This window comes from Streptomyces sp. BI87 (genome assembly GCF_025957665.1).
Classification (GTDB): Bacteria; Actinomycetota; Actinomycetes; order Streptomycetales; family Streptomycetaceae; genus Streptomyces; species Streptomyces albidoflavus.
The window spans coordinates 2387050-2412194 of record NZ_CP110079.1 but is presented as its reverse complement, the minus strand read 5'-3'; the positions used below and the strand labels follow the sequence as shown (position 1 = coordinate 2412194).

Sequence of the window (25145 nt, the reverse complement as noted above, 5' to 3'; positions counted from 1 at the left end):
CGCCCCGCAGCCCCGCTCGGAAGGAACCACGTGACCATCGCCCCCCGACGCCCCGCCACCGTCCCCCAGACCCCCGGCGTCCGCCACTTCCCGCAGGGGTTCACCTGGGGCACCGCCACCGCCGCCTACCAGATCGAGGGCGCCGCCTCCGCGTACGGGCGCACCCCTTCCATCTGGGACACCTACGCGCACACGCCCGGCCGGGTGCGGAACGGCGACACCGGTGACGTGGCCACCGACCACTACCACCGCTGGCGCGAGGACGTCGAGATCATGGCCGACCTCGGGGTGAGCGCCTACCGGTTCTCGCTCGCGTGGCCCCGCGTGCAGCCGACGGGCCGCGGCCCGTCGGTCGAGCGGGGACTCGACTTCTACCGCGCGTTGACCGACGCCCTGCTGGAGAAGGGCATCGAGCCGGTCGTCACCCTCTACCACTGGGACCTGCCCCAGGAGCTGGAGGACGTCGGCGGCTGGCCCGGCCGCGCCACCGCCGACCGGTTCGCCGACTACGCCACCCTCGCGGCGCGTGCCCTCGGGGACCGGGTGAAGACCTGGATCACCCTCAACGAGCCGTGGTGCAGCGCCTTCCTCGGCTACGCCTCCGGAGTGCACGCGCCCGGCCGCACCGAACCCGTGGCGGCCCTGCGCGCGGCGCACCACCTCAACCTCGCGCACGGCATGGCCGTCCAGGCGCTGCGCGCCGAGCTCCCCGCCCAGGCCGAGGTGGCCATCACCCTCAACATCCACCACGTGCGGGCCCTGACGGAGTCCGCCGAGGACCTCGACGCGGCCCGGCGCATCGACGCGCTGGCCAACCGCGTCTTCACCGGGCCCCTGCTGGAGGGGAACTACCCCGCGGACCTCCTGGAGGACACCCGGAGCCTGACCGACTGGTCCTTCGTCCAGGACGGGGACCTCGCCACGATCCACCAGCCGCTCGACTTCCTGGGCGTCAACTACTACACGCCCACCCTGGTCTCCGCCGCCACCGGCGAGGGCGCGCACGGCTCGGACGGCCACGGGGCGAGCGAGCACAGCCCGTGGCCCGGCGCCGACGGCGTGGCCTTCCACCGCCCGCCCGGCGACACCACCGCCATGGGCTGGGCGATCGACCCCAGCGGACTCTACGACCTGCTGCTGCGCCTCAAGGCCGACCAGCCGGGTCTGCCGCTGATGATCACGGAGAACGGGGCCGCCTTCGACGACTACGTCAACCCGGAGGGCGAGGTCGTCGACCCGGAGCGGATCGCCTACCTGCACGGTCACCTGACCGCCGTGCACCGGGCGATCGAGGCGGGCGTCGACGTCCGCGGCTACTTCCTCTGGTCCCTCCTGGACAACTTCGAGTGGGGCTACGGGTACAGCAAGCGCTTCGGCGCCGTCCACGTGGACTACCCGACGGGCACCCGGACCCCGAAGTCGAGCGCGCGGTGGTATGCCGAGGTGGCCCGCACGGGCACCCTCCCGGCCGACGCAGGGCCGGGCCGGTGAGCGAGCCGGAGCGCCCCGGCGGACCGGCCGTGAGGCCGGTTCGCTGAGGCACCCTCGCCACCGGCCCCAGGGCGGCGGCCTCCCGTTCGGAAGCCTCCGCGCGGGGCACCCCGGACCGGTCCGGGGTGCCCCGCGCCCACGGCACCGCGGGGCGCATCGAGATCCCGGGCGACTTCCACCGCCCGGCCCAGCTGGTGCCGCGCCCAGGCGGCCGTGCGCCGCCGGAGCCTCCGCGTACCTCCGTGTGCGGGCGTCTCCCGGCCGCCCGACGCGCCGTATCCGGCGCCGGGCACCGGTCCACCCGGGACCACGGGACGGCCGGCGGCGGGACTCAGCCCCGCTCTCCGCGCAGGGCCAGTTTGTTGAGCAGCCAGAGGCCGATGCCCAGGAGGATCAGGACGCCGGCGCGGATGTAGACGTCGGCGGGGCGGTCGGCGAGGGGGCTGGCGAGGATGAGGGCGGTGAGGGCGCCGAGGACGGGGAGGGCGGTGGGGGTGCGGAAGTGGGGGTGGCCGACGCGGTCCTTGCGGAGGACCAGGACGGCGATGTTGACGACGGCGAAGACGCAGAGGAGGAGGAAGGCGGTGGTGTCGCCGAGTCCTTCGATCTCGCCGGTGAGGACCATGCCGAGGGCAAGCAGGGTGACGAAGACGATGCCGACGACGGGCGTGCGGCGCTTGGGCAGGACGCGGCCCATGGCGCGGGGCAGGATGCGTTCGTTGGCCATGCCGTAGCAGAGGCGGGAGGCCATCATCATGTTGATCAGCGCTGAGTTGGTGACGGCGAAGAGGGCGATCAGGGCGAAGAGCTGGGGCGGGAACTGGACGCCGCCCGCCTTGACCACTTCGAGGAGCGGCCCGTCCGAGCCGGAGAGGGTGCCGGGGTCGACCAGGAGTGAGGAGACCAGCGCCACCAGGACGTAGATGGTGCCGGTCACGGCCACGCCGATGAAGATGGCGCGGGGGAACGTGCGGGTGGGGTCCTTGGTCTCCTCGGCCATGTTGACCGAGTCCTCGAAGCCGACGAAGGCGAAGAAGCCGAGCGCGGTGGCGCCGAGCACGCCGGTCATCAGGGCGAAGCCGGTCCCGCTCGACTCGAACTCGACCAGCCGGGACGGCTCGCCGCCGCCGGTCAGCACGGCGTACGCGCCGATGCCCAGGATGATGGCGAGGCCGCTGAGTTCGACCAGGGTCAGGACGACGTTCATCTTGACCGACTCGGCGACGCCACGGAGGTTGACGGCGGCGAGGATCAGCACGAAGGCGACGGCGATCAGGGTGGGCGGCAGGGCGCCGGCGGTCAGCTCGCTCATGTAGTCGCCGCTGAAGGCGAGGGCGGCGGCACTGGCCGAGGAGAGGCCCGAGCACATCACCATGAAGGCGATGATGAAGGTGAGGAAGGGGACCTTGAACGCCTTCTGGGTGTAGAGCGCCGCCCCGGCCGCCTTCGGGTACTTGCCGACCAGTTCGACGTAGGAGGCGGCGGTCAGCAGCGCCACCACGAAGCCGATCGCGAACGGGACCCAGAGCGCGCCGCCGACCTTGCCCGCGACCTTGCCGGTGGTGGCGTAGATGCCGGTGCCGAGGATGTCGCCGATGACGAAGAGGATCAGCAGCTTGGGGCCGATGGCCCGTTTGAGGGGCGGTTCCCCGGCCGGGGAAGCGGCCGTCTCCTCGGGCGGGTTGCCGGGGGCTCCGGCGGGTCGGGTGGCGTCCATGGGTCCTCCCCCTGGTGAGTGATGGAGGCTTCCTTACCCGCCCCCGACCCGCACAAGCACCGGCGGTCCCGGCCGCGGAAGGGCCCTTCCGGTCAGGTCGTCAGATCAGGCCGTCAGAGATCCGCCAGCCCGGTGAGGCCGTCCCGGTGGGCCTCGCCGCCCTCGGCGACGATCTCGGCCACGGTCTGCGCCGTCCGCACCGTCGCGAACCGCACCTCCGGCTCGGCGTTCTCGGAACCGGCCGCCCCCGGCGTCTCCGTCCACCCGTGCACGGCCGGCCTCGGCAGGCTGTTGTACGCGTAGTGGTGGGCGAAGTAGTAGGCCCCGGTGTCCAGGGCCGCCGCCCAGTCGCCCGGGTGCAGCCGTGGCATGGTCTGCCCGGTGGCGAGGAGGTCCCCGGCGAAGCAGGCGGGGCCTGCCACGTCCTGGACGACGGTGTCGCCGGTGCGCGGGCGGCCCTCGGCGTCGAACGCGGCGATCCGCAGCGGCCAGGACTCGGGGTTGTAGACGGTGCGGGTGGCGACCTGGACCCCGGCGTGGGTGACGGCGATGGGGCGCTCGCCGGCCGACTTGGTGTACTCGACCCGGGCCAGCACCGTGCCGTGCTTGGCCAGCACCGAGCGGCCGAACTCGGTGACCAGGCCGTACCGCCCGTCGAAGAGTCCGGGCACGGTGTTCTTCAGCAGGGCGGCGTAGGCGGCGTGGCTCGGGTCGTCCGCGTCGGAGTGGAAGTTGACGGGGAGACCGCCGCCGATGTCGAGGGTGTCGATCTGCTTGCGGCCGGCCGCCTCGTTGATCTCCTCGGCCAGCTCGTACAGGGCGCCGAGTCCTTCGGCGAGGAGTTCCAGCGGCATGCCCTGCGAGCCGGAGTGGGCGTGCAGCCGGGTGAGCCAGGGACGGGCGGCGTAGGCGTTGAGGACCCAGTCGCGGGCGCCCGGATCGCGCAGCGCCACGCCGAACTTGGAGGTGGGGGTGGCGGTGGAGAGGGCGCCGATGGAGCCGCCGCCGACCTGCGGGTTGACGCGGACGCCGACCGGGGAGGAGGGGGTGGTGCCGTCGAGGATGGCGTCGAGGCGTTCCAGTTCCTGCGGGTTGTCGGCGTTGAGGGCGACGCCCAGGCGCAGCGCCTCGCGGATCTCGGCGGGGGTCTTGGCGGGGGAGTCGAGGACGATCCGCTCCGGCGGGATGCCGGCGGCGGTGGCGAGGGCGAGTTCGCCCGGGGAGGCGACCTCGGCGCCCAGTCCCGCCTCGGCGAGGAGCCGCAGCACCGGTACGAGGGGGGTGGCCTTGACGGCGAAGGCGTGCAGGACCGGGGTGCCGGGGGCGGTGACGGCGTCGAAGGCCGCGTGCAGGGCGGCGGCGGTGGCGCGGATGCCGTCGACGTCGAGGAGTCCGGCGATCGGCTCGTCCGGGCCGACCAGGCCCTGGGCGACGGCGGCGCGGACGGCCCGGTCGCGGCGGGCGGCGCGCGCGGCCGGCTCGTTGGCCTCGGCGTAGGCGCTGTCCGGGAGGTGGCTGAGGTCGTATCGGTGATCACCCATGAGGGCCAGGCAACCACCGCGACGCGCCCGTGGCCAGGGCGCCGGGGCTGACGCCCCCGCTCTGACTAGCTATATTCAGCGGAACGGCTCGTGAATGAACAGGGTGCGGGCCGGCCCCCTCCGGAGGAGACCCCTGTGTCCCACCCCCGCCCCGCGAGCCCGACCGGCACCGCCCGCCAGACCCCCGACTTCCTCACCATGTGGCGCGATCTCGCCCCCCTCGGCCGCCATGCCACGAGCGGCGGCTACCGGCGCTACGCCTGGGGCGGCGCCGACCGCGAGTGCCGCGCCTGGTTCCGCGAACAGGCCCAACTGCGGGAGCTGGCCTACGAGGTCGACCGCAACGGCAACCAGTGGGCCTGGTACGGCGTCCGGAGCTGGACCGAGGCCGGCCCCGGCGAGGCCGTCGTCACCGGCTCGCACCTCGACTCCGTCCCCGACGGCGGCGCCTTCGACGGCCCGCTCGGCGTCGTCTCCGCCTTCGCCGCCCTCGACCGGCTCCTGGAACGCGGCGCCACCCCCACCCGCCCCCTCGCCCTGGTCAACTTCGGCGACGAGGAAGGCGCCCGCTTCGGCCTCGCCTGCGTCGGCTCCCGCCTCGCCACCGGCCGCCTCACCCCCGCCGACGCGGCCCTCCTGCGCGACGCCGACGGCATCACCCTGCCCGCCGCCATGGAGGCCGCCGGCTACGACCCGGACACCCTCGGCCCCGACCCCGACCGCCTCTCCCGCATCGGCGCCTTCGTCGAACTCCACGTCGAACAGGGCCGCTCCCTCGACCTCACCGGCGACCCGGTCGGCATCGCCGGCTCCATCTGGCCGCACGGCCGCTGGCGGTACGACTTCCACGGCGAGGCCAACCACGCCGGCACCACCCGCCTCGGCGACCGCCGCGACCCGATGCTGACCTACGCCGGGACCGTCCTGGAGGCCCGCCGCGAGGCCGAACTCGCGGGCGCCGTCGCCACCTTCGGCAAGGTCGCCGTCGAACCCAACGGCGTCAACGCCATCCCCTCGCTGGTCCGCGGCTGGCTCGACTCCCGCGCCCCCGACCAGGCGAGCCTGGACGCCGTCACCAGCGCCGTCGAGGCAGCCGCCCGCACCCGCGCCGCCCGCGACGGCATCTCCCTCGACGTGGTCCGCGAGTCCTTCACCCCCGTCGTGGAGTTCCACCGCGCCCTCGGCGCCGAACTCGGCCGCATCCTCGACGCCCCCGGCATGCCGCCCGTCCCCGTCCTCGGCACCGGCGCCGGACACGACGCGGGCATCCTCGCCGACTCCGTACCCGCCGCCATGCTCTTCGTCCGCAACCCCACCGGCGTCTCCCACTCCCCGGCCGAGCACGCCACCGAGGACGACTGCCTCGCCGGCGTCCAGGCCCTCACCGACGTCCTGGAGGGACTCGCGTGCGTGTGAACACCTACTGGCTGGAGCACGCCTGGCTCGGCGACCGCGTCGAGAGCGGCGTCGTCGTCGACCTCGTCCCGCCGGACGCCCCCGGACCCGTCCCCGCCGACGAGGAACTGGGCGACGGCGCCCAGACCCCCGGCGCCGTCCCGCCCGGCCACCTCCTCGCCGTCCGCACCGGGGTCCCCGCGCCCCCGCCCGACGCCGTCCGGCTGCCCGGCCTCACCCTGCCCGGCCTCGCCAACGCCCACTCCCACGCCTTCCACCGCGCGCTGCGCGCCACCGTCCAGGTCGGCTCCGGCACCTTCTGGACCTGGCGCGAGACCATGTACCGCTTCGCCGCCGCCCTCACCCCGGACAGCTACCACGCGCTGGCCCGCGCCGTGTACGCCGAGATGGCGCTGGCCGGGATCACCGCCGTCGGGGAGTTCCACTACCTCCACCACCAGCCCGACGGCCGCCCCTACGCCAACCCCAACGCCATGGGCGAGGCCCTGATCGCGGCCGCCGCCGACGCCGGCATCCGGCTCACCCTGCTCGACACCGCCTACCTCTCCTCCGGCTTCGGCGCCGCGCCCGACCGCCACCAGCGCCGGTTCAGCGACACCACCGCCGACGCCTGGGCCGAGCGCGTGGGCCTGCTGCGCGGCGACAGCCACACCCTGATCGGCGCCGCCGTCCACTCGGTCCGCGCCGTCCCCGCCGATCAGCTCGCCACCGTCGCCGACTTCGCCCGGCACCGGGGCGCGCCCCTGCACGTCCACCTCTCCGAGCAGCGCGCCGAGAACGAGGCGTGCCTCGCCGCCACCGGCCGCACCCCCACCCAGCTCCTCGCCGACCACGGCGTCCTCGGCCCGCGCACCACCGGCGTCCACAACACCCACCTCACCGACGAGGACATCACCCTCATCGGCACCAGCGGAACCGGCACCTGCATGTGCCCCACCACCGAACGCGACCTCGCCGACGGCATCGGCCCCGCCCCCCGCCTCCAGCGCGCCGGCAGCCCGCTCAGCCTCGGCAGCGACAGCCACGCCGTCATCGACCTCTTCGAGGAGGCCCGCGCCCTCGAACTCAACGAGCGGCTGCGCACCCGCACCCGCGGCCACTGGGCCGCCGCCGCCCTCCTGCGCGCCGCCACCGCCGACGGCCACGCCGCCCTCGGCCGCCCCGAGGCGGGCACCCTCGCCCCCGGCGCCCCCGCCGACCTCACCACGCTCGCCCTCGACACCGTACGGACGGCCGGGGCGCCGCCGCTGCTCGGCGCCGAGACCGCCGTCTTCGCCGCGAGCGCCGCCGACGTGACGCACGTACTGGTCGGCGGGCGGGCCGTCGTCCGCGACGGCGTCCACGTACGGCTCCCCGAGACCGGCCGGGCGCTCGCCGAGGCGGTGGCCGCCGTCCGGGACGGGGGCCGGTAGCCCCGGCCGCCCGCGCAGTCGTCAGCAAGTCCCTTGTCGGAGAAGGTGGTTGTGGTGCAGAGCAGTGCGTACGGGAACGGTGGCGGCGGAGGGCACGCGTCGACGGCGGTGGTGGGGATCGCCTCGCTGGTGACCAACGACCCGGCGCAGGGCGACGGTTCGCCGCTGGGAGTGATCCGGGACGCCGCCCTCGTCATCGAGGGCGACCGGATCGTGTGGACGGGGGAGGGCGCGCGCGTCCCCGCCACCGACCACGTCGTCGACGCCGGCGGACGGGCCGCGGTCCCCGGCTTCGTCGACTCCCACTCGCACCTCGTCTTCGCGGGCGACCGCACCGAGGAGTTCGCCGCCCGCATGTCCGGCCGCCCGTACAGCGCCGGAGGCATCCGCACCACCGTCGCCGCCACCCGGGCCGCCAGCGACGAGGCGCTCTCCGCCAACGTCGCCCGCTACCTCGCCGAGGCGCTGCGCCAGGGCACCACCACCTTCGAGACCAAGTCCGGCTACGGCCTCACCGTCGAGGACGAGGCCCGCTCCCTGCGCGTCGCCGCCGCCCACACCGACGAGGTCACCTATCTCGGCGCGCACATCGTCGCCCCCGAGTACGCCGGCGACCCGGCGGGCTACGTGGACCTGGTCACCGGCCCCATGCTCGACGCCTGCGCGCCCCACGCCCGCTGGGTCGACGTCTTCTGCGAACGCGGCGCCTTCGACGGCGACGCCGCCCGCGCCGTCCTCACCGCCGGACGCGCCAGGGGGCTCGTCCCACGCGTGCACGCCAACCAGCTCGGCCACGGCCCCGGCGTCCAGCTCGCCGTCGAGCTCGACGCGGCCAGCGCCGACCACTGCACCTACCTCACCGACGCCGACGTGGACGCCCTCGCCTCCGGCCGGACCGTCGCCACCCTGCTGCCGGGCGCCGAGTTCTCCACCCGCGCCCCCTGGCCCGACGCCCGCCGGCTGCTCGACGCCGGGGCCACCGTGGCGCTCTCCACCGACTGCAACCCCGGCTCCTCCTTCACCTCCTCGGTCCCCTTCTGCGTCGCCCTCGCCGTCCGCGACATGGGGATGACCCCCGACGAGGCGCTCTGGGCGGCCACCGCGGGCGGGGCCGCCGCCCTGCGCCGCGAGGACGTGGGCCGCCTGGCGCCCGGTACCCGGGCCGACCTGGTCCTCCTCGACGCGCCCAGCCACGTCCACCTCGCCTACCGGCCGGGGGTGCCGCTGGTGGCGGGGGTCTGGCGGGCCGGGGAGCAGGTCGTCCGAGCGGCCTGACCTACGCGGCAGGGCCCGCCTCCCTCGCGGGAAGCGGGCCCTGCCGAAGCCTGTGTGCGGGTGGCGCGGCCGTAGGGGCCGGTCACTCCACGACCGTCAGCCCCTTGCGCAGCCGGTTCAGCGTGCGGGTCAGCAGACGGGAGACGTGCATCTGGGAGATCCCCAGCTCCTCGCCGATCTCCGACTGCGTCATGTTGGCGGTGAAGCGCAGCGAGAGGATGCGGCGGTCGCGGGCGGGCAGCTCCGCGATGAGCGGCTTGAGGGACTCGACGTACTCGATGCCCTCGATGCCGTGGTCCTCGTAACCGATGCGGTCGGCCAGCGCGCCTTCGGAGTCGTCCTCCTCGGGCTGGGCGTCGAGCGAACTGGCGGTGTACGCGTTGGACGCCGCCATCCCCTCGACGACCTCCTCCTGGCTCAGGCCCAGGCGGTCGGCCAGCTCACGCACGGTCGGCGCGCGGTCCAGCTTCTGCGCCAGCTCGTCCCCGGCCTTCGCCAGGTCCAGGCGCAGCTCCTGGAGACGGCGCGGGACCCGCACCGACCAGGAGGTGTCGCGGAAGAACCGCTTGATCTCGCCGATGATCGTCGGCATGGCGAACGTGGGGAACTCCACGCCGCGGCTCAGCTCGAATCGGTCGATCGCCTTGATCAGGCCGATCGTGCCGACCTGGATGATGTCCTCCATCGGCTCGCTGCGGGAGCGGAAGCGGGAGGCGGCGAACTTCACCAGGGCGAGGTTCAGCTCGACCAGGGTGTTCCGTACGTAGGCGAACTCCGCGGTGCCCTCCGTCAGCGTCTCCAGCCGGGCGAAGAGGGTCTTGGAGAGGGCGCGGGCGTCCAGCGGCCCCACCTCGTCGTACGGGGGGATCTCCGGCAGGTCCGCGAGGAGGACCGGGAGCTCGTGGCCCGGATCGTCATAGGGGAGGTCGTCGGCGGCCATGGCCACCGGGGAGTCCTCGCGCGATTCCTGGGTTTCCCCAGCGCCGTCGGCGGACAGGTGTGCGAGTGGGGCGGTCGACGCCGTCAGGCGGGTCTGCGCGTCGAGCTGGGGTGACATGATGTCCTCCATCGTTCTCGGCATATGGCTGCCGATGCCAATACGTGCACTGAAGGTGTGCGGCGCCTCCGAAGCCGGCCGTGTCGAATGGGTGCTCCTATAGCCCTACCGAATCCCCTGACCAGGTCGCAAGTGAGCTTTGTGGCTAAATGTCCGTTTTCCAGGGCCGGTTCGGGTACCGGACCACCTGGTGAGGGCGTAGTGTTCGAGGGCGTCAGTCAGTAGTCAGGACGGGTCGGAAATGAGTAACGGCATGGACCGCCAGACGGTCGGCAGCACCCCACGGGGCCGGCTCCGCGTAGACGTCCGCAGCGAGGGCAGCAGTGCCGTGGTGACTCCGGCGGGTGAGTTGGACCACCACACCGCCGATCTGCTCCGGGAACCCCTCGAAGAGGCCGTATCCCAAGGCAGGGCGCGTCTCGTCGTCGACTGCTCGCAACTGGAGTTCTGCGATTCCACCGGGCTCAACGTCCTGCTCGGCGCCCGCCTCAAGGCGGAGGCCGCCGGGGGCGGGGTCCATCTCGCGGCGATGCGGCCGGTGGTCGCGCGCGTCTTCCAGATCACCGGGGCCGAGGCGGTCTTCACCGTCCACGACTCCCTCGAGTCGGCGCTCGCCGACTGACTCCCCGGGCGCTCTTCGCCGCCGGGACCAGGATTTATCCCACAGTTGCCCTGCCGTGACCGATGCGTTACCAGTGTCACAGGCCGGACGCAAAATACGTGGGTGTTCTCACGGTCACTTCGGGCAGGAGAGAACCTGGACGCCTCGCTCGGACCCACGGGCGGTGCGCCACGAACCCCCTATAAGTTCCCTTTATGTTCCGCAGGATCGACCAGGCACATCGTTGAACTGGCGAATCGGTGAGGTGAAGCGCTGATGAGCACCACCCGGCCCTCTCTGCCGGGCGACCGCGGACCCGAGACGGACGCGAACGTCGCCCAGGGGCCCCTGGCGCCCGTGGAGCGCCTGGTGCGCAAGCTCGGGCTCGCCGACGCCACCGGCATCGTCCCGATGGCCCGGGACTTCACCCGGCAGGCCCTCTACGACTGGGGCTGGCTGCCGGCGCCCAACGCCGAGCGCAGGGCCGCCGCCGAGGATGTGCTGCTGGTCGTCTCCGAGCTGGTCACCAACGCGTGCCTGCACGCCGACGGGCCCCAGGAGTTGCGCGTGGGCGCGCAGGGCAAGGTCTTGCGCCTGGAGGTCGCCGACAAGGGCGCGGGCGAGCCCGCTCCCCGCATGCCTCACCGGGCCGGGCGGCCCGGCGGCCACGGCATGTTCATCGTCCAGCGCCTCTGCCTCGACTGGGGGGTCCTGCGTGTCCCGGGCGTCCCGGGGAAGACCGTGTGGGCGGAACTGGCGGCGCCGGATGATCTGGGCGGAGCTGCGAGGGCCTGAGGCTCCTCCGCCACTGGCGGGCGGGGTTGTGGCTTGACTCCGGCTCCACGTGCCGGTTCACGATGGCCTCGATCGCCGGCCGGGCTCTGTCTGGCCTCAAGCGCCGGCCGGGCCGGGGTGTGGCTCCGTACGCCGAACAGGTCGGTCCCCGTCGAACTTCGGAACAGGTCATCCAGCGGCGGACAGGATCACGTCGACCAGCCTGGCCGCCGCGTCGGGTCGCCCGTGTTCTCGTGCGGCCGTGGCCATCGCCTCGCGCTGTGCCGGGTCGGTGAGCAGCGGCTCCACCGCCTCCCGCAGGCCCTCGGGGGTCGCGGCCTCGCCCTCCAGGGCGAGCGCGGCACCGGCGTCGCGCAGGTGCCGGGCGTTGTGTGCCTGCTCGTTTCCGGCCGAGGAGGCCAGGGGGACGAAGACCGCCGGCTTGCCGAGGGCGGTCAGCTCCGCGAGCGTTCCGGCGCCGCTCCGGGAGATGACGACGTCCGCGAGGGCCAGGATGTCGGGCAGCTCCGCGCCGACGAAGCCGGTCGGGAAGTAGCGGTCCCCGAGTTCGGGCGGCAGCGCGGCGGCGCTCACGCGCAGGGCGTCGATGTGGGACGGGCCGCACTGGTGCACCACATTGGCCCGCCCGAGCAGCCACGGCAGGACGCTGCCGATCATGTCGTTGATCTGCTGGGCCCCCTGGGCGCCGCCGGTGACGTAGAGCGTCGGCAGGCGCCGGTCGAAGCCGGTCAGGCCGAGCGCCGCCACGGCCTTGTCGGCGTGCCCGGCCAGCACCTCGGGCCGTACCGGGTTGCCCGTGACGACGGCACGGGTGCGCACGCCCTCGGGCAGCAACGGCAGCGAGGACTCCGAGGAGACGGCGATCCTGGTGGCCGAGCGGGCGAGCCGGCGGTTGGCGAGGCCGAGGCGGACGGTCTGCTCGTGCAGGACGAGGGGGCGCTTGCACGTGCGGGCGGCGAAGCCGGCCGGGACGGCGACGTAGCCGCCGGTCGCGAGGACGACGTCCGGGCCGAACGCGCTGATCGCCCGCCGCGCCTGCACGACACCCAGCGGCACCCGCGCCATGTCCTTCAGGTTGGCGGGGCCGAGCATCTTCAGCGGGTTCGCGTACCGGCGGATCTTTCCGGTGGCCACCGTGGTGAAGGGGATTCCCTCCTCACGGGCGACCTTGGCCTCCAGCCCCTCCGCCGTCCCGATCCACAGCACGTCCAGACTCCGGTCTTCAGCGGCCAGTCGCGCCTGGAGGGCCCGGACAGCGGTGAGCGCGGGGTACGTGTGGCCGCCGGTCCCGCCACCGGTGACGGCGAGGCGGAAAGGCGTACGGGGAAGGGAAGGTTCGGTCACGCGCACACGATAGGGGCTGCCTGCGGCAGCCGGAAAAGCCCCGAGCCCCGCACCCTGGCCGAAAGGCCGAGCGCGGGGCTCAGGACGTGAGGTGGGGCGAGGTCAGTGGATCTCGCCCATGAGGTTCTTGACCTTGCGGCGGTACATGAAGATCGCGATACCTCCGGCCACCGCCAGGGCGGCTTCGAGGGTGACGACCCCGGTGCGGTTGAGGTTGACCCCGGCGTCGGAGAGGAGGCCGGTGACGCTGTCGCCGGCGGTGACGGCGAGGAACCAGACGCCCATCATCTGGGAGGCGTACTTGGCCGGCGCCATCTTGGTCGTCACCGACAGGCCGACGGGCGAGAGCATGAGCTCACCGACGGTCTGGAAAAAGTAGATGCTCACGAGCCACCAGGGGTTCACGAGCGAGCCGTCGGAGCTGGCCGTCAGCGGCAGCAGGAAGACGAAGAAGGAGATGCCGACCAGCGTCAGACCACCGGCGAACTTGGTGATCGTGCTGGGCTCCTTGCCCTTCTTGTTCAGGTAGACCCAGATCCAGGCGAAGACCGGCGCGAGCGCCATCACCAGGACCGGGTTGACCGACTGGAACCAGGAGACCGGGAACTCCCAGCCGAGCACCTGGTTGTCGACCTTGCCGTCGGCGAAGATCGCGAGGGTGGAGCCGCCCTGGTCGTAGATCATCCAGAAGACGGCGGCCGCGATGAAGAACCAGACGTAGGCGGAGAGCTTGGACTGCTCGGTGCTGGTCAGTTCCTTGTCGCGCTTCATGCGGCCCAGGACCATGATCGGGATGACCAGGCCGAGGACGGTGAGCGGGACGGTGGCCCACTTCATCGTGAAGTTGCCGGAGAAGCCGACGATGCCGTAGAAGACGACGGCGATCAGCAGCCAGATCAGCGACTTGCGGATCACGTTGTTCCGCTCGTCGGCGCTGAGCGGCTTCGGCACCTCGGAGGAGCGCGGGCTCAGGGTCTTGCCGGCCAGCAGGAACTGGAGCAGGCCCAGACCCATGCCGAGGGCGGCGAGGCCGAAGCCCCAGTGCCAGCCGACGTTCTCACCGACGGTGCCGATGACCAGCGGCGCGGCGAAGGCACCGATGTTGATGCCCATGTAGAAGACGGTGAAGCCGCCGTCGCGACGGGGGTCGTTGGGCCCGTCGTAGAGGTGGCCGACCATCGTGGAGATGTTGGCCTTGAGGAGGCCGGAGCCGATGGCGACCAGGACCAGGCCGGCGTAGAAGACCGCGTCGCCGGGGAGGGCGAGGGTCAGGTGGCCCAGCATGACGATGGAGGCCGCGATGGCGACCGTCTTCCGCGGTCCCCAGTAGCGGTCACCGAACCAGCCGCCCGGCAGGGTCAGCAGGTAGACGGTGGCCATGTAGACCGAGTAGATGACCGTGGCCGTCGCCGCGTCGAGGGCGAGTCCTCCGGGCGCGATGAGGTACAGCGGGAGGAGCGCGCGCATGCCGTAGTAGCTGAAGCGCTCCCACATCTCTGTGAGGAACAGTGTGGCCAGTCCGCGGGGGTGGCCGAAGAAGGTCTTCTGCGATCCGGGGGTGCCGGCCGCGTCCTTCGTCAGGCTGGACGCCATGGGTCGATCCTTGTGGGTTCGGGACGCGCGGCTGCGTGAGCGGTTACGCGCCCGGTGGGGGGTTCGGCCGGCACCGGCGTCGTCCTCCGTCCCAGTTCCCCCACGCCCAGGGGTCCTGACCTCGCGGAGTCCGTGAGGCGGGGGACGGCGACACCGGGATCCACGCCCCGTCCGCCACCACCGCCTCCGGGTCCGCGCGGGATCTCGGGGCAGGGGCGGCCGGGGCCCGGCCACAGGTCATTCCTTTCATGGCCGGTCGGAACCGGCCCGCACACAAAAGTGACCTTCAGCCCGCATAGCGCGCCAAAGGTCCTCGTGTAGTGCTACAGGCGTCTCGCCACCATACGTCATGACTATCCGGACTATGGAAGAGCTTGAGAGATGGATCACAGGTGAAGAAGGTGTGCAGCGCCTCATTCGAAGGTGAATGGATCATTCCATCGCTGCCTTGCAGGGTACGCCCCGAGCGGGCGCGCGGCAGGGGCGGAGCCCGGGCGGCGCCGGGGCCGCGCGGACTACCATCACCCCATGACCCGTGTACTGCTCGCCGAGGACGACGCGTCCATCTCGGAGCCCCTGGCCCGCGCCCTGCGCAGAGAGGGATACGAGGTGGAAGTCCGCCAGGACGGGCCCACCGCCCTCGACGCCGGACTGCGAGGCGGTGTCGACCTCGTCGTCCTCGACCTGGGACTGCCCGGCATGGACGGCCTGGAGGTCGCCCGCCGGCTCCGTTCCGACGGTCACACGGTTCCGATCCTGATCCTCACCGCCCGCGCGGACGAGGTGGACACCGTCGTGGGCCTCGACGCGGGCGCCGACGACTACGTCACCAAGCCGTTCCGCCTCGCCGAACTGCTGGCCCGGGTCCGGGCCCTGCTGCGGCGCGGCGCCGCCGAGCCGCCCCAGGCCACCGCCACCCACGGCGTGCGGATCGACGTCGAGTCGCACCGGGCCTGGATGGGCGACGAGGAACTCCAGCTCACCGCGAAGGAGTTCGACCTGCTGCGGGTCCTGGTGCGGGACGCGGGCCGGGTCGTCACCCGCGACCAGCTGATGCGCGAGGTCTGGGACACCACCTGGTGGTCCTCGACCAAGACGCTCGACATGCACATCTCCTGGCTGCGCAAGAAGCTCGGCGACGACGCGGCCAACCCCCGCTACATCGCCACCGTGCGCGGGGTCGGCTTCCGCTTCGAGAAGTCCTGACCCCCCGAGGACCGTCCGTGCGCCGCCGTCTGATCAACTCCACGCTCGCCGTGGTCCTCGTGGTGATCGCCGTCTTCGGCGGCACGCTGGTGATCGTGGAGACCCGCACCATCACCAACAGCGCGCAGGAGAGCGTCGAGTCCGAGGCGCTGCGGCTGGCCTCCATCGTCGACAGCCGCCTGATCAGCGAGGAACGCATCAGCGCGGGCCTGTTGGGGGACCAGATCGCGGCCACGCGCTACGCCCGGATCGACATCCCCGGGCGGGCCGCCATCGAGATCGGCGACCGCCCCGACGGGGACGTCATCGAGGCCCGCGCCACCGGCGAGGAGGGCGAGTCGGTGCTGGTGCAGGAGCCGCGCGCCGCCGTCACCGGGGAGGTCGGCCGCACCCTGCTGATCATCGGCGGGGTCGCGCTGCTCGCCGTGGTCGCCGCCGTCCTCCTCGCCGTCCGCCAGGGCAACCGGCTCGCCGCGCCCCTGACCGACCTCGCCGAGACCGCCGAACGGCTCGGCTCCGGCGACCCCCGGCCGCGCCACAAGCGGTACGGGGTGCCCGAGCTGGACCGGGTCGCCGACGTGCTGGACGCGTCGGCCGAGCGGATCGCCCGGATGCTCACCGCCGAGCGCCGCCTCGCCGCCGACGCCTCGCACCAGCTCCGCACCCCGCTGACCGCCCTCTCCATGCGGCTCGACGAGATCACCCTCACCGAGGACCTGGAGACGGTCCGCGAGGAGGCCACCATCGCGCTGGCCCAGGTCGAGCGGCTCACCGACGTGGTCGAGCGGCTGCTGACCAACGCCCGCGACCCCCGTACCGGCTCGGCCGTCGCCTTCGACCTGTACGAGGTGGTCAAGCAGCAGCTGGAGGAGTGGCGGCCCGCCTACCGCTCCGAGGGGCGGGCCATCGTCTGCTCGGGCCGCCGCGACCTGCGGGCCGTCGCCACCCCGGGGGCGGTCGCCCAGGTGCTGGCGGCGCTGATCGAGAACTCGCTCATGCACGGCGGTGGCACGGTCGCCCTCAGGACCCGGGTGACCGGGAACCAGGCCGTGATCGAGGTGGCCGACGAGGGGCCCGGCGTCCCCGCCGACCTGGGCGCGCGGATCTTCGAGCGGACGATCAGCGGCCGTAACTCCACCGGGATCGGGCTGGCGGTGGCGCGGGACCTGGCCGAGGCGGACGGGGGGCGGCTGGAGCTGCTCCAGCCGCAGCCGGCGGTCTTCGGGCTCTTCCTCTCCCGGGCGCCCGAGGACTGAGCCGGGCGGCCCAGCTCAGCCGCGGCCGGCGGAGGAGCCGGAGGCCACGGGCTCGCGGACCGGTTCGGCGGCCTCCTTCGCCGCGCGGACGGCGGCCGGGGCGCGGAAGACCCAGGTGCGGTAGGACCAGAAGCGGAACAGGGTGGCGACCCCGATGCCGGCGAACTTCAGGACGTTCGACTCCAGCCGCCCGTCGAAGCCCAGGCCGTAGGTGCCCGTGTAGAGGATGCCGTTCTCGATGACCAGGCCGATCACGCTGAAGGCGAGGAAGAGCGACATCTCGCGGGTCCGGCCGCCCTTGTCGCGGTCGCGGTAGGTGAAGTAGCGGAACCCGAGGTAGTTGAAGACGATCGCCACCACCGTGGCGAGGACGCTGGCGCGGACCACCTGGAGTTCGGTGACGTGGCGGACGAGGTTGAAGACGGCGAGGTTGACCAGGACGCCCGCGCCGCCGACCGCGCCGAACTTCGCCACCTCGCGGACCAGCCGGCGTACCCGCTCCCGGAGCGCGGAGGCGCCCGGCGCGGTGGCGGGCGTCGGTTCTCCCGGTGCAGGACTCATGTACGGGCTCAGCCCCTGTCGCTCGTCGTCGGTACCGCCGGTGCGTCGGGCGGCCGGGCCTTTTCGTGGCCGCGTCAACCCGGTCATGCTAACCACCGCCCTTCTGCCCCGTCCCGGGGTGTCGACGCACTGTCCGGCCGTCGTCACGCGGAGTGCGGGACTCCGGAGCCCGGCGCGTGGGCCGATACCCTGGACCGCGTGACGTTTCCGGTAGTCGGCATGGTCGGCGGTGGACAGCTCGCGCGTATGACGCACGAGGCAGGCATCCCGCTCGGCATCAGGTTCAAGCTCCTCAGTGACACTCCCCAGGACTCGGCGGCCCAGGTCGCCGGTGAGGTCGTCGTCGGCGACTATCGCGACCTGGAGACACTGCGCGCCTTCGCGCGGGGCTGCGATGTGATCACTTTCGATCACGAGCACGTCCCGACCGAACACCTACGGGCCCTGGAGGCGGACGGCATCCCCGTCCGCCCCGGGCCCGACGCGCTGGTGCACGCCCAGGACAAGGGGGTGATGCGGGCCCGCCTGACCGAGATCGGCGCGCCCTGCCCCCGCCATCGCCTCGTCGCTGATCCAGCCGACGTGACGGCCTTCGCCGCCGAGGGCGACGGCTTCCCCGTCGTGCTGAAGACGGTGCGCGGCGGGTACGACGGCAAGGGCGTCTGGGTGGTCCGCTCCGAGGCGGACGCGGCCGAGCCCTTCCGCGCGGGCGTCCCGGTCCTCGCCGAGGAGATGGTGCCGTTCCGCCGGGAGCTGGCCGCCAACATCGTCCGCTCCCCGCACGGCCAGGCCGTCGCCTACCCGGTGGTCGAGTCCCGCCAGGTCGACGGGGTCTGCGACACGGTGATCGCCCCCGCCCCCGGCCTCTCCGAGGAGCTGAGCGGGCAGGCGCAGGAGCTGGCGCTGCGGATCGCCGACGAACTGGGCGTCGTCGGCCACCTCGCCGTCGAGCTGTTCGAGACAGAGGACGGCCGCGTCCTCGTCAACGAGCTGGCGATGCGCCCGCACAACTCCGGCCACTGGACCATGGACGGCGCGATCACCTCGCAGTTCGCCAACCACGTCCGCGCCGTCCTCGACCTGCCGCTGGGCGACCCGCGCCCGCGCGCCCCGTGGACCGTGATGTGCAACGTGCTGGGCGGTGACTACCCCGACATGTACGCCGCGTACCTGCACTGCATGGCCCGCGACCCGCAGCTGAAGATCCACATGTACGGCAAGGACGTGAAGCCCGGCCGCAAGGTCGGCCACGTCAACACCTACGGCGACGACCTGGACGCGGTGCTGGAGCGCGCCCGGCACGCTGCCGGATACCTCAGGGGAACGATCACCGAGTGACCGCACACACCAGCCAGAACCCCGTCGTCGGCATCGTCATGGGCTCCGACTCGGACTGGCCCGTCATGGAGGCAGCCGCCCAGGCCCTCGACGAGTTCGAGATCGCCTACGAGGTCGATGTCGTCTCCGCCCACCGCATGCCGCACGAGATGATCGCCTACGGCGAGCAGGCGGCCGGACGCGGGCTGAAGGCGATCATCGCCGGGGCGGGCGGCGCCGCCCACCTGCCCGGCATGCTCGCCTCCGTCACCCCGCTGCCGGTCATCGGCGTGCCGGTGCCGCTGAAGTACCTCGACGGCATGGACTCGCTCCTGTCCATCGTGCAGATGCCCGCCGGGGTCCCGGTCGCCACCGTCTCGGTCGGCGGCGCCCGCAACGCCGGGCTGCTGGCCGCCCGCATCCTCGCCGCCCACGACGAGGAACTGCTCGGCCGCATGAAGGAGTTCCAGCGCGAGCTGAACGAGCAGGCCACCGAGAAGGGCAAGCGGCTGCGGGCCAAGACCTCCGGCGGCCCGGCCGGCTTCGGCTTCGGAAAGTGAGGCGGACGACGTGACGAGCACCCCGACGGGACCCGTACCGAACGCCGAACTCCTCCCCACGGCCCTGGAGTTCCTGGCCGAGCACCCCGTGGTCGACGGCCACAACGACCTGCCGTGGGCGCTGCGCGAGCAGGTCCGCTACGACCTGGCCCGGCGCGACATCGCCGAGGACCAGTCGGCACACCTGCACACCGACATCGCCCGGCTGCGGGCCGGCGGGGTCGGCGCGCAGTTCTGGTCGGTCTACGTCCGCTCCGACCTCGGCGGCGACGAGGCGGTCAGCGCCACCCTGGAGCAGATCGACTGCGTCGACCAGCTCCTCGCCCGCTACCCGGCCGACCTCGCGCCCGCCGAAACCGCCGACGCGATGGAGAAGGCGCGTACCGAGGGCCGGATCGCCTCCCTCAAGGGGGCCGAGGGCGGCCACTCGATCAACAACTCGCTGGCCACCCTGCGCGCCCTGTACGCGCTCGGCGTCCGCTACATGACGCTCACGCACAACGACAACATCGCCTGGGCCGACTCCGCCACCGACACCGAACGCCTCGGAGGGCTCTCCGCCTTCGGGCGCGAGGTGGTCCGGGAGATGAACCGGACCGGCATGCTGGTCGACCTCAGCCACGTCTCGGCCGGGACCATGCGGGACGCGCTGGCCACCAGCGAGGCGCCGGTGATCTTCTCGCACTCCTCGTCCCGCGCGGTCTGCGACCACCCGCGCAACATCCCGGACGACGTGCTGGCCCAACTGCCCGCCAACGGCGGCGTCGCCATGGCCACCTTCGTGCCGAAGTTCATCCTCCCGGCCGCCGTCGAGTGGACCCTGCGCGCCGACGAGAACCTGCGCTCGCACGGTCACCACCACCTCGACACCGGCGAGGAGGCGATGGCGCTGCACCGCGCCTTCGAGGCGGCCCACCCGCGCCCCGTCGCGACCGCCGCCACCGTCGCCGACCACCTCGACCACATGCGCGAGGTCGCCGGCGTCGACCACATCGGCATCGGCGGCGACTACGACGGGACGGCCTTCACCCCGGCCGGCCTGGAGGACGTCGCGGGCTATCCGAACCTCGTCGCCGAACTGCTCAGCCGCAACTGGTCCACGGCCGACCTGGCCAAGCTGACCTGGGGCAACGCGGTCCGCGTGCTCCGCGACGCCGAGGCCGTCTCCCGTGACCTCGCCGCCCGGCGCGGCCCCTCCAACGCGACCCTGGAACAGCTCGACGGCTGAGCCGCCCGCGTGCCCGTAGCTCCGTACGGCCGTACGCGACGAGCCCCCGCCCTGACCGGCGGGGGCTCGTCGCGTTCCCGGTCGGTCACTCGCGGCAGAGGCAGAAGGGGTGGCCGGTCGGGTCGGCGTAGACGCGGAAGGAGCGGTCCGGGCGGGTGTCGAGCGGGCGGGCGCCCAGCGCGAGGACCTGGCTCTCGGCCACCTCCAGGTCGGGGACGTTCAGGTCGAGGTGGAACTGCTGGGAGTTGTCGGGCGAGGGCCAGGTGGGCGGGACCAGGTCCGGGGCCTCCTGGAAGGCGACCTTGACTCCGGGGCCGTGGAGTTCGACCCAGCCTTCGCCGGAGTCCTCCACGGTGCCGCCGAGGATCGCCTGGTAGAAGGTGGCGAGGGCCAGGGGCGTCGGGGTGTCCAGGACGACCACGTCGAGGGTGGCGATGGGCATGGCGGGCTCCTCGTGGGGCGGGGATGGCGGGAGGCGTGCGGCTCGTCGTCGCCATCATGGTGTTACCGGTAGTGTCTTTCAAGTGGTAACGCACCTCGGAGTGTCGGCCCGGCCTATCCTTCCGGGGTGACAGAACCGACCGGGCCCGCGACGCGGCACCGCGTGAACCAGGGCCCGCGGGCCGCCGCGCGCAACCGTGCCGCGCTGGTCGCCGCCGCCCGGGAGGTCTACGCGGAGCTGGGGCTCGACGCCCCGATGGCGGAGATCGCGCGGCGGGCCGGCGTCGGGCAGGGCAGCCTCTACCGGCACTTCCCGGACCGGGACGCCGTCGTCGCCACCGTCCTGGAGGAGAACGTCCGCCAGGTCGAACAGGCCGCCGCCGCCGAAGGCGCCACCCTCGCCGACGTGCTGGCCGTCCTGACCTGGCACCTGGTGGAGTCGGCCGCCTTCATCGGGCTGCTGCGCGCGGAGTGCGCCACCGTCCGCCGCGAGGAGCTGGGCCGGGCGGGGGAGCTCGGCGAGCGGGTGGAGCGCGCCCTGCGGGGGGAACTGCGCGACCGGGGCCCGCTGCCCGCCGACTCCCTGATGCTCGCCGTCGCCATGGTCTCCGGCGCCGTCACCGGCCCCACCCGCGCGGACCGCGAACGCCGGGCGCTGGAGGCGTGGGCGCTCCTCGGGGTCGAGGTGGGACCGGTACGGCCGTTCCCCGGCTGACCGGGGTCGCGGGTCAGCCGCCGTTGGACTGGCGGATGCCCTCGGCAAGCGCGTCGAAGGTGTACACGTACCCTCCCGCCGGGCCGCTCACCGTCAGGTAGGCCCGGGTGCCGCCCGGGGTGATGGCGACGTTGGTGGCCGATTCGAGCCCCTGGTGCCGGGCGGGCACCTCGATGGTGGCCAGCCGTGCGCCGTGCCGGTCGTAGACGGCCATCGCGGGGCGGCCGTGCAGGCCCTGGTAGAGGTTGCCGTCGGCGTCCACGGCGATCGAGTCGGTCTGGGCGAGGCCGCCGTCGACACGGATCGCGGTGTGGCGGGAGGTGACCCGGCCCTGGTCGTCGAGGCGGAGGTAGGAGATCCGGTTCTCGGTCAGCTCGCTGAACCACAGGCCCCGGTACTCCGCGTCGAAGGAGATGCCGTTGGGCGCGGCGAGCTTGTCGGCGAGGACCGTGGCCTTCTTCCCGTCCCGGCTGATCCGGACGACGCGGCCCTCCGCCGTCCCCTCGCTCAGGCCGCGCGAGTCGCTGACGTAGAGGTTGCCACGCCGGTCGAAGGCGAGGTCGTCGGGGTGCATCGGGGCGCCGTCGACCTCGCCCGTGAAGAAGACCTGGCGGTCGCCGCCGTCCGGGTCGAGGCTGACGATCTCGCCGTGGGCGTAGTCGGTGAGGTAGATCCGGCCGTCGTGCGGGCTGTACTGGGCGGAGGTGTACGCGCCGCGCTCGTCGGTGTGGAAGGGCGTGCCCTTGCCCTTCTTCACGTCGACGCGGATCACCTTGGGCTCGCCGGCGGGCGCGGTGACGTCCACGACCAGGAGGCGGCCCTTCGCGTCGAGGAGCGGGCCCTCCAACAGGGTCATGCCGGTCTGTTCGTGCGGCCGGGTGAGGTGGGCGAGACGCTTCGCCGTGATGGTGCGCTCGGCGGGGCCCGCGGCGGCGGGGCTGTCGTCGGCGAGGCCCTGCTGAGTGCCGCAGCCGGTGAGGGCCGGCGTCGTGAGGGCCGCGATCGCGGCCAGGGAGCGGAGCGTGGTGCGTCGCATGGGGGGAGGTCACTCTTCCTGTCGGCTGGCGGGAGGTGCCGCGCGCGTCGCGTTCGCTTCCGCGAAGAGATCCGACGCCCGGCCGTGGGCCCCTCGCGGGGCGGCACCCAGCTACCGGACAGCGCTGTCCGGTAGCGGTGTACGGTAGTCGACACTCCGCCCCCGACGCGGCCCGGCCCACCCTCCAGGTCCCGGCCCGCTGCCCGGAGCAGACCCCCAACAGAGCGAGGAACCACCTCACATGACGCTCCCTCACCCCGTCACCGAGGAAGAGATCGCCCAGCTCAGGGCGCGGTACCGACAGGAACGCGAACGGCGCGTCCGCCCCGACGGCACCCGCCAGTACCAGGGTGCGGAGGCGGAGTTCGGCTACTACGCCGCCGACCCGTACGCAGGTGCGATTCCCGAACGCGACCCGTTGGACGACACCGTCGACGTGGTGGTCGTCGGAGCCGGCATCGGCGGCCTCCTCGCCGGGGCGCGGCTGCGGCAGCAGGGCGTGGAGCGCGTCCGGATCGTCGAGACCGGCGGCGGCTTCGGCGGCACCTGGTACTGGAACCGGTACCCCGGCGTCCACTGCGACATCGAGTCGCACGTCTACCTGCCCCTGCTCGACGAGACCGGCTACGTCCCCGAGTGGAAGTACGCCCCCGGCGAGGAGATCCGCCGCCACGCGGTGCGCATCGCCGAGCAGTTCGGCCTCGGTGACGACGCCCTCTTCTCCACCACCGTCACCTCACTCACCTGGGACGACGCTGCCGAGGAGTGGCTGATCACCACCGACCGGGACGACGCCTTCCGGGCCCGTTACGTGATCACGGCGACCGGCACCCTCTCCGAGCCCAAGCTCCCCGCCCTCCCGGGCATCGAGAAGTTCGCCGGCCACACCTTCCACACCTCGCGCTGGGACTACGGCTACACCGGCGGCACCCCGGACGGCGGCATGACCGGCCTCGCCGGCAAGCGCGTCGGCGTCGTCGGCACCGGCGCCACCGGCGTCCAGGCCATCCCGAAACTCGCCGAGGACGCCGGACACGTCTACGTCTTCCAGCGCACCCCCTCCTCCGTGGACGTACGCGGCAACCGCCGCACCACCCCCGAGGAGGTCGGCGCCGACCGCGAGGGCTGGGCCCGCGAGCGCCGGGAGAACTTCCTGCGCATCGTCTCCGGCGAACCGGCCGGCACGGACCTGGTCGCCGACGGCTGGACCGCCTCCGCCGCCCTGCTGGAGAAACTGCTCCCCAGCTTCCGCCGCGAGGGCGACCCCGAAACCTTCGAAGCGGCCTACGAGGCGGCCGACGCGGCCAAGATGAACGAACTGCGGGACCGGGTCGCGGGCGCGGTCACCGACCCCGCCACCGCCGGGAAGCTCCAGCCCTGGTACCGGTACGCCTGCAAGCGCCCCGCCTTCTCCGACGCGTACTACCCCGCGTTCAACCGGGAGAACGTCACCCTGGTCGACACCGCCGACACCCACGGCATCGAGCGCCTCACCGAGGACGGCGTCGTCGTCGGCGACACCACCTACCCGCTGGACTGCCTGATCTTCGCCACCGGGTTCTCCGTCGGCGTCTCCGGCGTCCTCTCCGGCAAGCTGCCCGTGCACGGCCGGGGCGGCCGCTCCCTGCTCCAGGTCTGGGGCGAGCGCGGGCCGCGCACCCTGCACGGCTTCACCAGCAACGGCTTCCCCAACCTCGTCCAGCTCGGCAGCATGCAGAACGCCAGCAGCGTCAACTTCACCCACATCCTCGACGAGCAGGCCACCCACGCGGCCGCCCTGATCGCCGCCGCCGAGCAGGCCGACGCGGTGCTGGAGCCGTCCCGCGAGGCCGAGGACGCCTGGCTCGCCGCCATCCGCGAGGGCGCCCCCGACCACGAGTGGTTCCACGCCGAGTGCACCCCCGGCTACTACAACCGCGAGGGAGGCGGCCGCCCGAACCCCGCCGCCTATCCGCACGGCGCCGTCGCCTTCCACGCCCTCCTGCGGCAGTGGCGCACCGACTCCGTCGCGGAGATCCTCACGCCCCGGACCACGCCCACGACGCGGTAACGGGTTCGACTACCGTCGTCGCCATGGCCAGACCTTCCGCCCCCGGGCCCCTCGTCCTCGTCCAGGACCTGGTCAACACCCTGGACGTGGAGACGGGGGCCGACACCCTCGCCACTCCGGAGGGCCGGGCCGCCTTCGGCGTGAGCGAGGAGGGGGCCGATGCCGCCCGGCGGCTGCGCGAGGCCCTGCGCGCCGCCTGCCTCGCCCACGCCGGGCACGCCCCGCCCGCCGAAGTGGCCGCCCTCGGCACCCTGCTGGCCCAGGCACCCCTGCTCACCACCGTCGACCCGGCCGACGGCTCGGCCCGCCTCACCCCGGCCGACCCCGCCTCCCTCACCGCCCGCGTCGCGGTGGCCGTCGCACTGGGCTCACTGGACGGCAGCTGGCAGCGGCTCAAGGTCTGCGAGGACGAGACCTGCCGCTGGGCCTACTACGACCGCAGCCCGGCGGGCCGGGGCCGCTGGTGCTCGATGGAGGTGTGCGGGGCGCGGGCCAAGATGCGGGCTTATCGGGCGCGGCGGGCGGGGGAGTAG

At 73.1% G+C, this 25145-nt stretch carries 22 protein-coding genes; 14 read left to right on the top strand and 8 right to left on the bottom strand.

What is annotated here, in order from left to right:
- Positions 1–30: 30 nt before the first annotated feature.
- Positions 31–1491: a GH1 family beta-glucosidase gene (locus tag OIM89_RS10340; protein ID WP_264491175.1), complete on the top strand. Its 1461-nt coding sequence runs from the start codon at positions 31–33 to the stop codon at positions 1489–1491.
- A 331-nt stretch (positions 1492–1822) separates the two neighbouring features.
- Here OIM89_RS10340 and OIM89_RS10335 read toward each other — a convergent pair whose 3' ends face one another.
- Together OIM89_RS10335 and OIM89_RS10330 are read right to left on the bottom strand one after the other, a co-directional pair.
- Positions 1823–3208 carry an APC family permease gene (locus OIM89_RS10335; protein ID WP_030697345.1) on the bottom strand — a complete coding sequence of 462 codons (1386 nt, stop codon included), beginning with the start codon at positions 3206–3208 and terminating at the stop codon, positions 1823–1825.
- Positions 3209–3321: 113 nt separating this feature from the next.
- Positions 3322–4749, bottom strand: coding sequence for a hypothetical protein (locus tag OIM89_RS10330; protein ID WP_030697344.1), 1428 nt, complete (start codon positions 4747–4749; stop codon positions 3322–3324).
- A 135-nt stretch (positions 4750–4884) separates the two neighbouring features.
- Here OIM89_RS10330 and OIM89_RS10325 point away from each other — a divergent pair, with 135 nt between their 5' ends.
- The 3 genes from OIM89_RS10325 to hutI are packed head-to-tail and all read left to right on the top strand — an operon-like array spanning position 4885 to position 8852.
- Positions 4885–6165: an allantoate amidohydrolase gene (locus tag OIM89_RS10325; RefSeq protein ID WP_195730458.1), complete on the top strand. Its 1281-nt coding sequence runs from the start codon at positions 4885–4887 to the stop codon at positions 6163–6165.
- Positions 6162–7577 (top strand): formimidoylglutamate deiminase, encoded by a 1416-nt coding sequence (locus OIM89_RS10320; protein ID WP_247861494.1) that lies wholly within the window; start codon positions 6162–6164, stop codon positions 7575–7577. The genes OIM89_RS10325 and OIM89_RS10320 overlap by 4 nt, the downstream gene beginning before the upstream one ends.
- 51 nt (positions 7578–7628) lie before the next feature.
- A complete protein-coding gene (hutI, locus tag OIM89_RS10315; RefSeq protein WP_264491174.1) occupies positions 7629–8852 on the top strand; it encodes an imidazolonepropionase in 1224 nt (407 codons plus the stop codon).
- 82 nt (positions 8853–8934) lie between these two features.
- Here the strand turns inward: hutI and OIM89_RS10310 are convergent, their stop codons facing one another.
- Positions 8935–9921: an RNA polymerase sigma factor SigF gene (locus tag OIM89_RS10310; protein WP_030697340.1), complete on the bottom strand. Its 987-nt coding sequence runs from the start codon at positions 9919–9921 to the stop codon at positions 8935–8937.
- A gap of 241 nt (positions 9922–10162) precedes the next feature.
- On the opposite strand from OIM89_RS10310, the gene OIM89_RS10305 reads away from it, so the two are divergent.
- Entirely contained in the window at positions 10163–10531 is a 369-nt protein-coding gene (locus tag OIM89_RS10305) for an STAS domain-containing protein (protein WP_030697339.1), read from the top strand.
- A 255-nt stretch (positions 10532–10786) separates the two neighbouring features.
- Positions 10787–11305: an ATP-binding protein gene (locus OIM89_RS10300; protein ID WP_030697338.1), complete on the top strand. Its 519-nt coding sequence runs from the start codon at positions 10787–10789 to the stop codon at positions 11303–11305.
- A 168-nt stretch (positions 11306–11473) separates the two neighbouring features.
- Here the strand turns inward: OIM89_RS10300 and OIM89_RS10295 are convergent, their stop codons facing one another.
- The gene (locus OIM89_RS10295; protein WP_264491173.1) at positions 11474–12649 is read right to left on the bottom strand and encodes a UDP-N-acetylglucosamine--N-acetylmuramyl-(pentapeptide) pyrophosphoryl-undecaprenol N-acetylglucosamine transferase; all 1176 of its coding nucleotides are present in this window, start codon (positions 12647–12649) and stop codon (positions 11474–11476) included.
- A gap of 102 nt (positions 12650–12751) precedes the next feature.
- Positions 12752–14242 carry a peptide MFS transporter gene (locus OIM89_RS10290; protein ID WP_030697336.1) on the bottom strand — a complete coding sequence of 497 codons (1491 nt, stop codon included), beginning with the start codon at positions 14240–14242 and terminating at the stop codon, positions 12752–12754.
- 528 nt (positions 14243–14770) lie between these two features.
- On the opposite strand from OIM89_RS10290, the gene OIM89_RS10285 reads away from it, so the two are divergent.
- Together OIM89_RS10285 and OIM89_RS10280 are read left to right on the top strand one after the other, a co-directional pair.
- Positions 14771–15448, top strand: coding sequence for a response regulator transcription factor (locus OIM89_RS10285; RefSeq protein WP_030697335.1), 678 nt, complete (start codon positions 14771–14773; stop codon positions 15446–15448).
- Positions 15449–15465: 17 nt separating this feature from the next.
- Positions 15466–16704 (top strand): ATP-binding protein, encoded by a 1239-nt coding sequence (locus tag OIM89_RS10280; protein ID WP_030697334.1) that lies wholly within the window; start codon positions 15466–15468, stop codon positions 16702–16704.
- Between the two features lie 15 nt (positions 16705–16719).
- On the opposite strand, the gene OIM89_RS10275 is transcribed toward OIM89_RS10280, so the two are convergent.
- Complete coding sequence (locus OIM89_RS10275; RefSeq protein WP_030697333.1) at positions 16720–17265, bottom strand: GtrA family protein; 546 nt, start codon at positions 17263–17265, stop codon at positions 16720–16722.
- A gap of 246 nt (positions 17266–17511) precedes the next feature.
- Between OIM89_RS10275 and OIM89_RS10270 the strand changes: the two genes are divergently transcribed.
- Genes OIM89_RS10270 through OIM89_RS10260 form a run of 3 tightly spaced genes read left to right on the top strand, consistent with a single transcriptional unit; the run spans position 17512 to position 20370 of the window.
- Complete coding sequence (locus OIM89_RS10270) at positions 17512–18603, top strand: 5-(carboxyamino)imidazole ribonucleotide synthase (protein WP_264491780.1); 1092 nt, start codon at positions 17512–17514, stop codon at positions 18601–18603.
- Positions 18604–18641: 38 nt separating this feature from the next.
- On the top strand, positions 18642–19142 hold the full coding sequence (gene purE, locus OIM89_RS10265) for a 5-(carboxyamino)imidazole ribonucleotide mutase (RefSeq protein WP_037665302.1): 501 nt from the start codon (positions 18642–18644) through the stop codon (positions 19140–19142).
- Between the two features lie 10 nt (positions 19143–19152).
- On the top strand, positions 19153–20370 hold the full coding sequence (locus tag OIM89_RS10260) for a dipeptidase (RefSeq protein ID WP_030697330.1): 1218 nt from the start codon (positions 19153–19155) through the stop codon (positions 20368–20370).
- An 85-nt stretch (positions 20371–20455) separates the two neighbouring features.
- Here OIM89_RS10260 and OIM89_RS10255 read toward each other — a convergent pair whose 3' ends face one another.
- Positions 20456–20812 (bottom strand): VOC family protein, encoded by a 357-nt coding sequence (locus OIM89_RS10255; protein WP_030697329.1) that lies wholly within the window; start codon positions 20810–20812, stop codon positions 20456–20458.
- 162 nt (positions 20813–20974) lie between these two features.
- Between OIM89_RS10255 and OIM89_RS10250 the strand changes: the two genes are divergently transcribed.
- Positions 20975–21526, top strand: coding sequence for a TetR/AcrR family transcriptional regulator (locus OIM89_RS10250; RefSeq protein WP_030697328.1), 552 nt, complete (start codon positions 20975–20977; stop codon positions 21524–21526).
- Positions 21527–21539: 13 nt separating this feature from the next.
- Here OIM89_RS10250 and OIM89_RS10245 read toward each other — a convergent pair whose 3' ends face one another.
- Positions 21540–22562, bottom strand: coding sequence for an SMP-30/gluconolactonase/LRE family protein (locus OIM89_RS10245; RefSeq protein ID WP_047468253.1), 1023 nt, complete (start codon positions 22560–22562; stop codon positions 21540–21542).
- A gap of 241 nt (positions 22563–22803) precedes the next feature.
- Here OIM89_RS10245 and OIM89_RS10240 point away from each other — a divergent pair, with 241 nt between their 5' ends.
- On the top strand, positions 22804–24612 hold the full coding sequence (locus tag OIM89_RS10240) for a flavin-containing monooxygenase (protein ID WP_264491172.1): 1809 nt from the start codon (positions 22804–22806) through the stop codon (positions 24610–24612).
- A 23-nt stretch (positions 24613–24635) separates the two neighbouring features.
- Positions 24636–25145 carry a CGNR zinc finger domain-containing protein gene (locus tag OIM89_RS10235; RefSeq protein WP_264491171.1) on the top strand — a complete coding sequence of 170 codons (510 nt, stop codon included), beginning with the start codon at positions 24636–24638 and terminating at the stop codon, positions 25143–25145.

Excerpts from the sequence above, each read along its gene's own strand:
- OIM89_RS10335 (WP_030697345.1), bottom strand. The coding sequence starts at position 3,208 with ATGGACGCCACCCGACCCGCCGGAGCCCCCGGCAACCCGCCCGAGGAG.
- OIM89_RS10330 (WP_030697344.1), bottom strand. The coding sequence starts at position 4,749 with ATGGGTGATCACCGATACGACCTCAGCCACCTCCCGGACAGCGCCTAC.
- OIM89_RS10310 (WP_030697340.1), bottom strand. The coding sequence starts at position 9,921 with ATGGAGGACATCATGTCACCCCAGCTCGACGCGCAGACCCGCCTGACG.
- OIM89_RS10305 (WP_030697339.1), top strand. The coding sequence starts at position 10,163 with ATGGACCGCCAGACGGTCGGCAGCACCCCACGGGGCCGGCTCCGCGTA.
- OIM89_RS10300 (WP_030697338.1), top strand. The coding sequence starts at position 10,787 with ATGAGCACCACCCGGCCCTCTCTGCCGGGCGACCGCGGACCCGAGACG.
- OIM89_RS10290 (WP_030697336.1), bottom strand. The coding sequence starts at position 14,242 with ATGGCGTCCAGCCTGACGAAGGACGCGGCCGGCACCCCCGGATCGCAG.
- OIM89_RS10285 (WP_030697335.1), top strand. The coding sequence starts at position 14,771 with ATGACCCGTGTACTGCTCGCCGAGGACGACGCGTCCATCTCGGAGCCC.
- OIM89_RS10275 (WP_030697333.1), bottom strand. The coding sequence starts at position 17,265 with ATGAGTCCTGCACCGGGAGAACCGACGCCCGCCACCGCGCCGGGCGCC.
- OIM89_RS10270 (WP_264491780.1), top strand. The coding sequence starts at position 17,512 with ATGACGCACGAGGCAGGCATCCCGCTCGGCATCAGGTTCAAGCTCCTC.
- purE (WP_037665302.1), top strand. The coding sequence starts at position 18,642 with ATGGGCTCCGACTCGGACTGGCCCGTCATGGAGGCAGCCGCCCAGGCC.
- OIM89_RS10255 (WP_030697329.1), bottom strand. The coding sequence starts at position 20,812 with ATGCCCATCGCCACCCTCGACGTGGTCGTCCTGGACACCCCGACGCCC.
- OIM89_RS10245 (WP_047468253.1), bottom strand. The coding sequence starts at position 22,562 with ATGCGACGCACCACGCTCCGCTCCCTGGCCGCGATCGCGGCCCTCACG.
- OIM89_RS10240 (WP_264491172.1), top strand. The coding sequence starts at position 22,804 with ATGACGCTCCCTCACCCCGTCACCGAGGAAGAGATCGCCCAGCTCAGG.
- OIM89_RS10235 (WP_264491171.1), top strand. The coding sequence starts at position 24,636 with ATGGCCAGACCTTCCGCCCCCGGGCCCCTCGTCCTCGTCCAGGACCTG.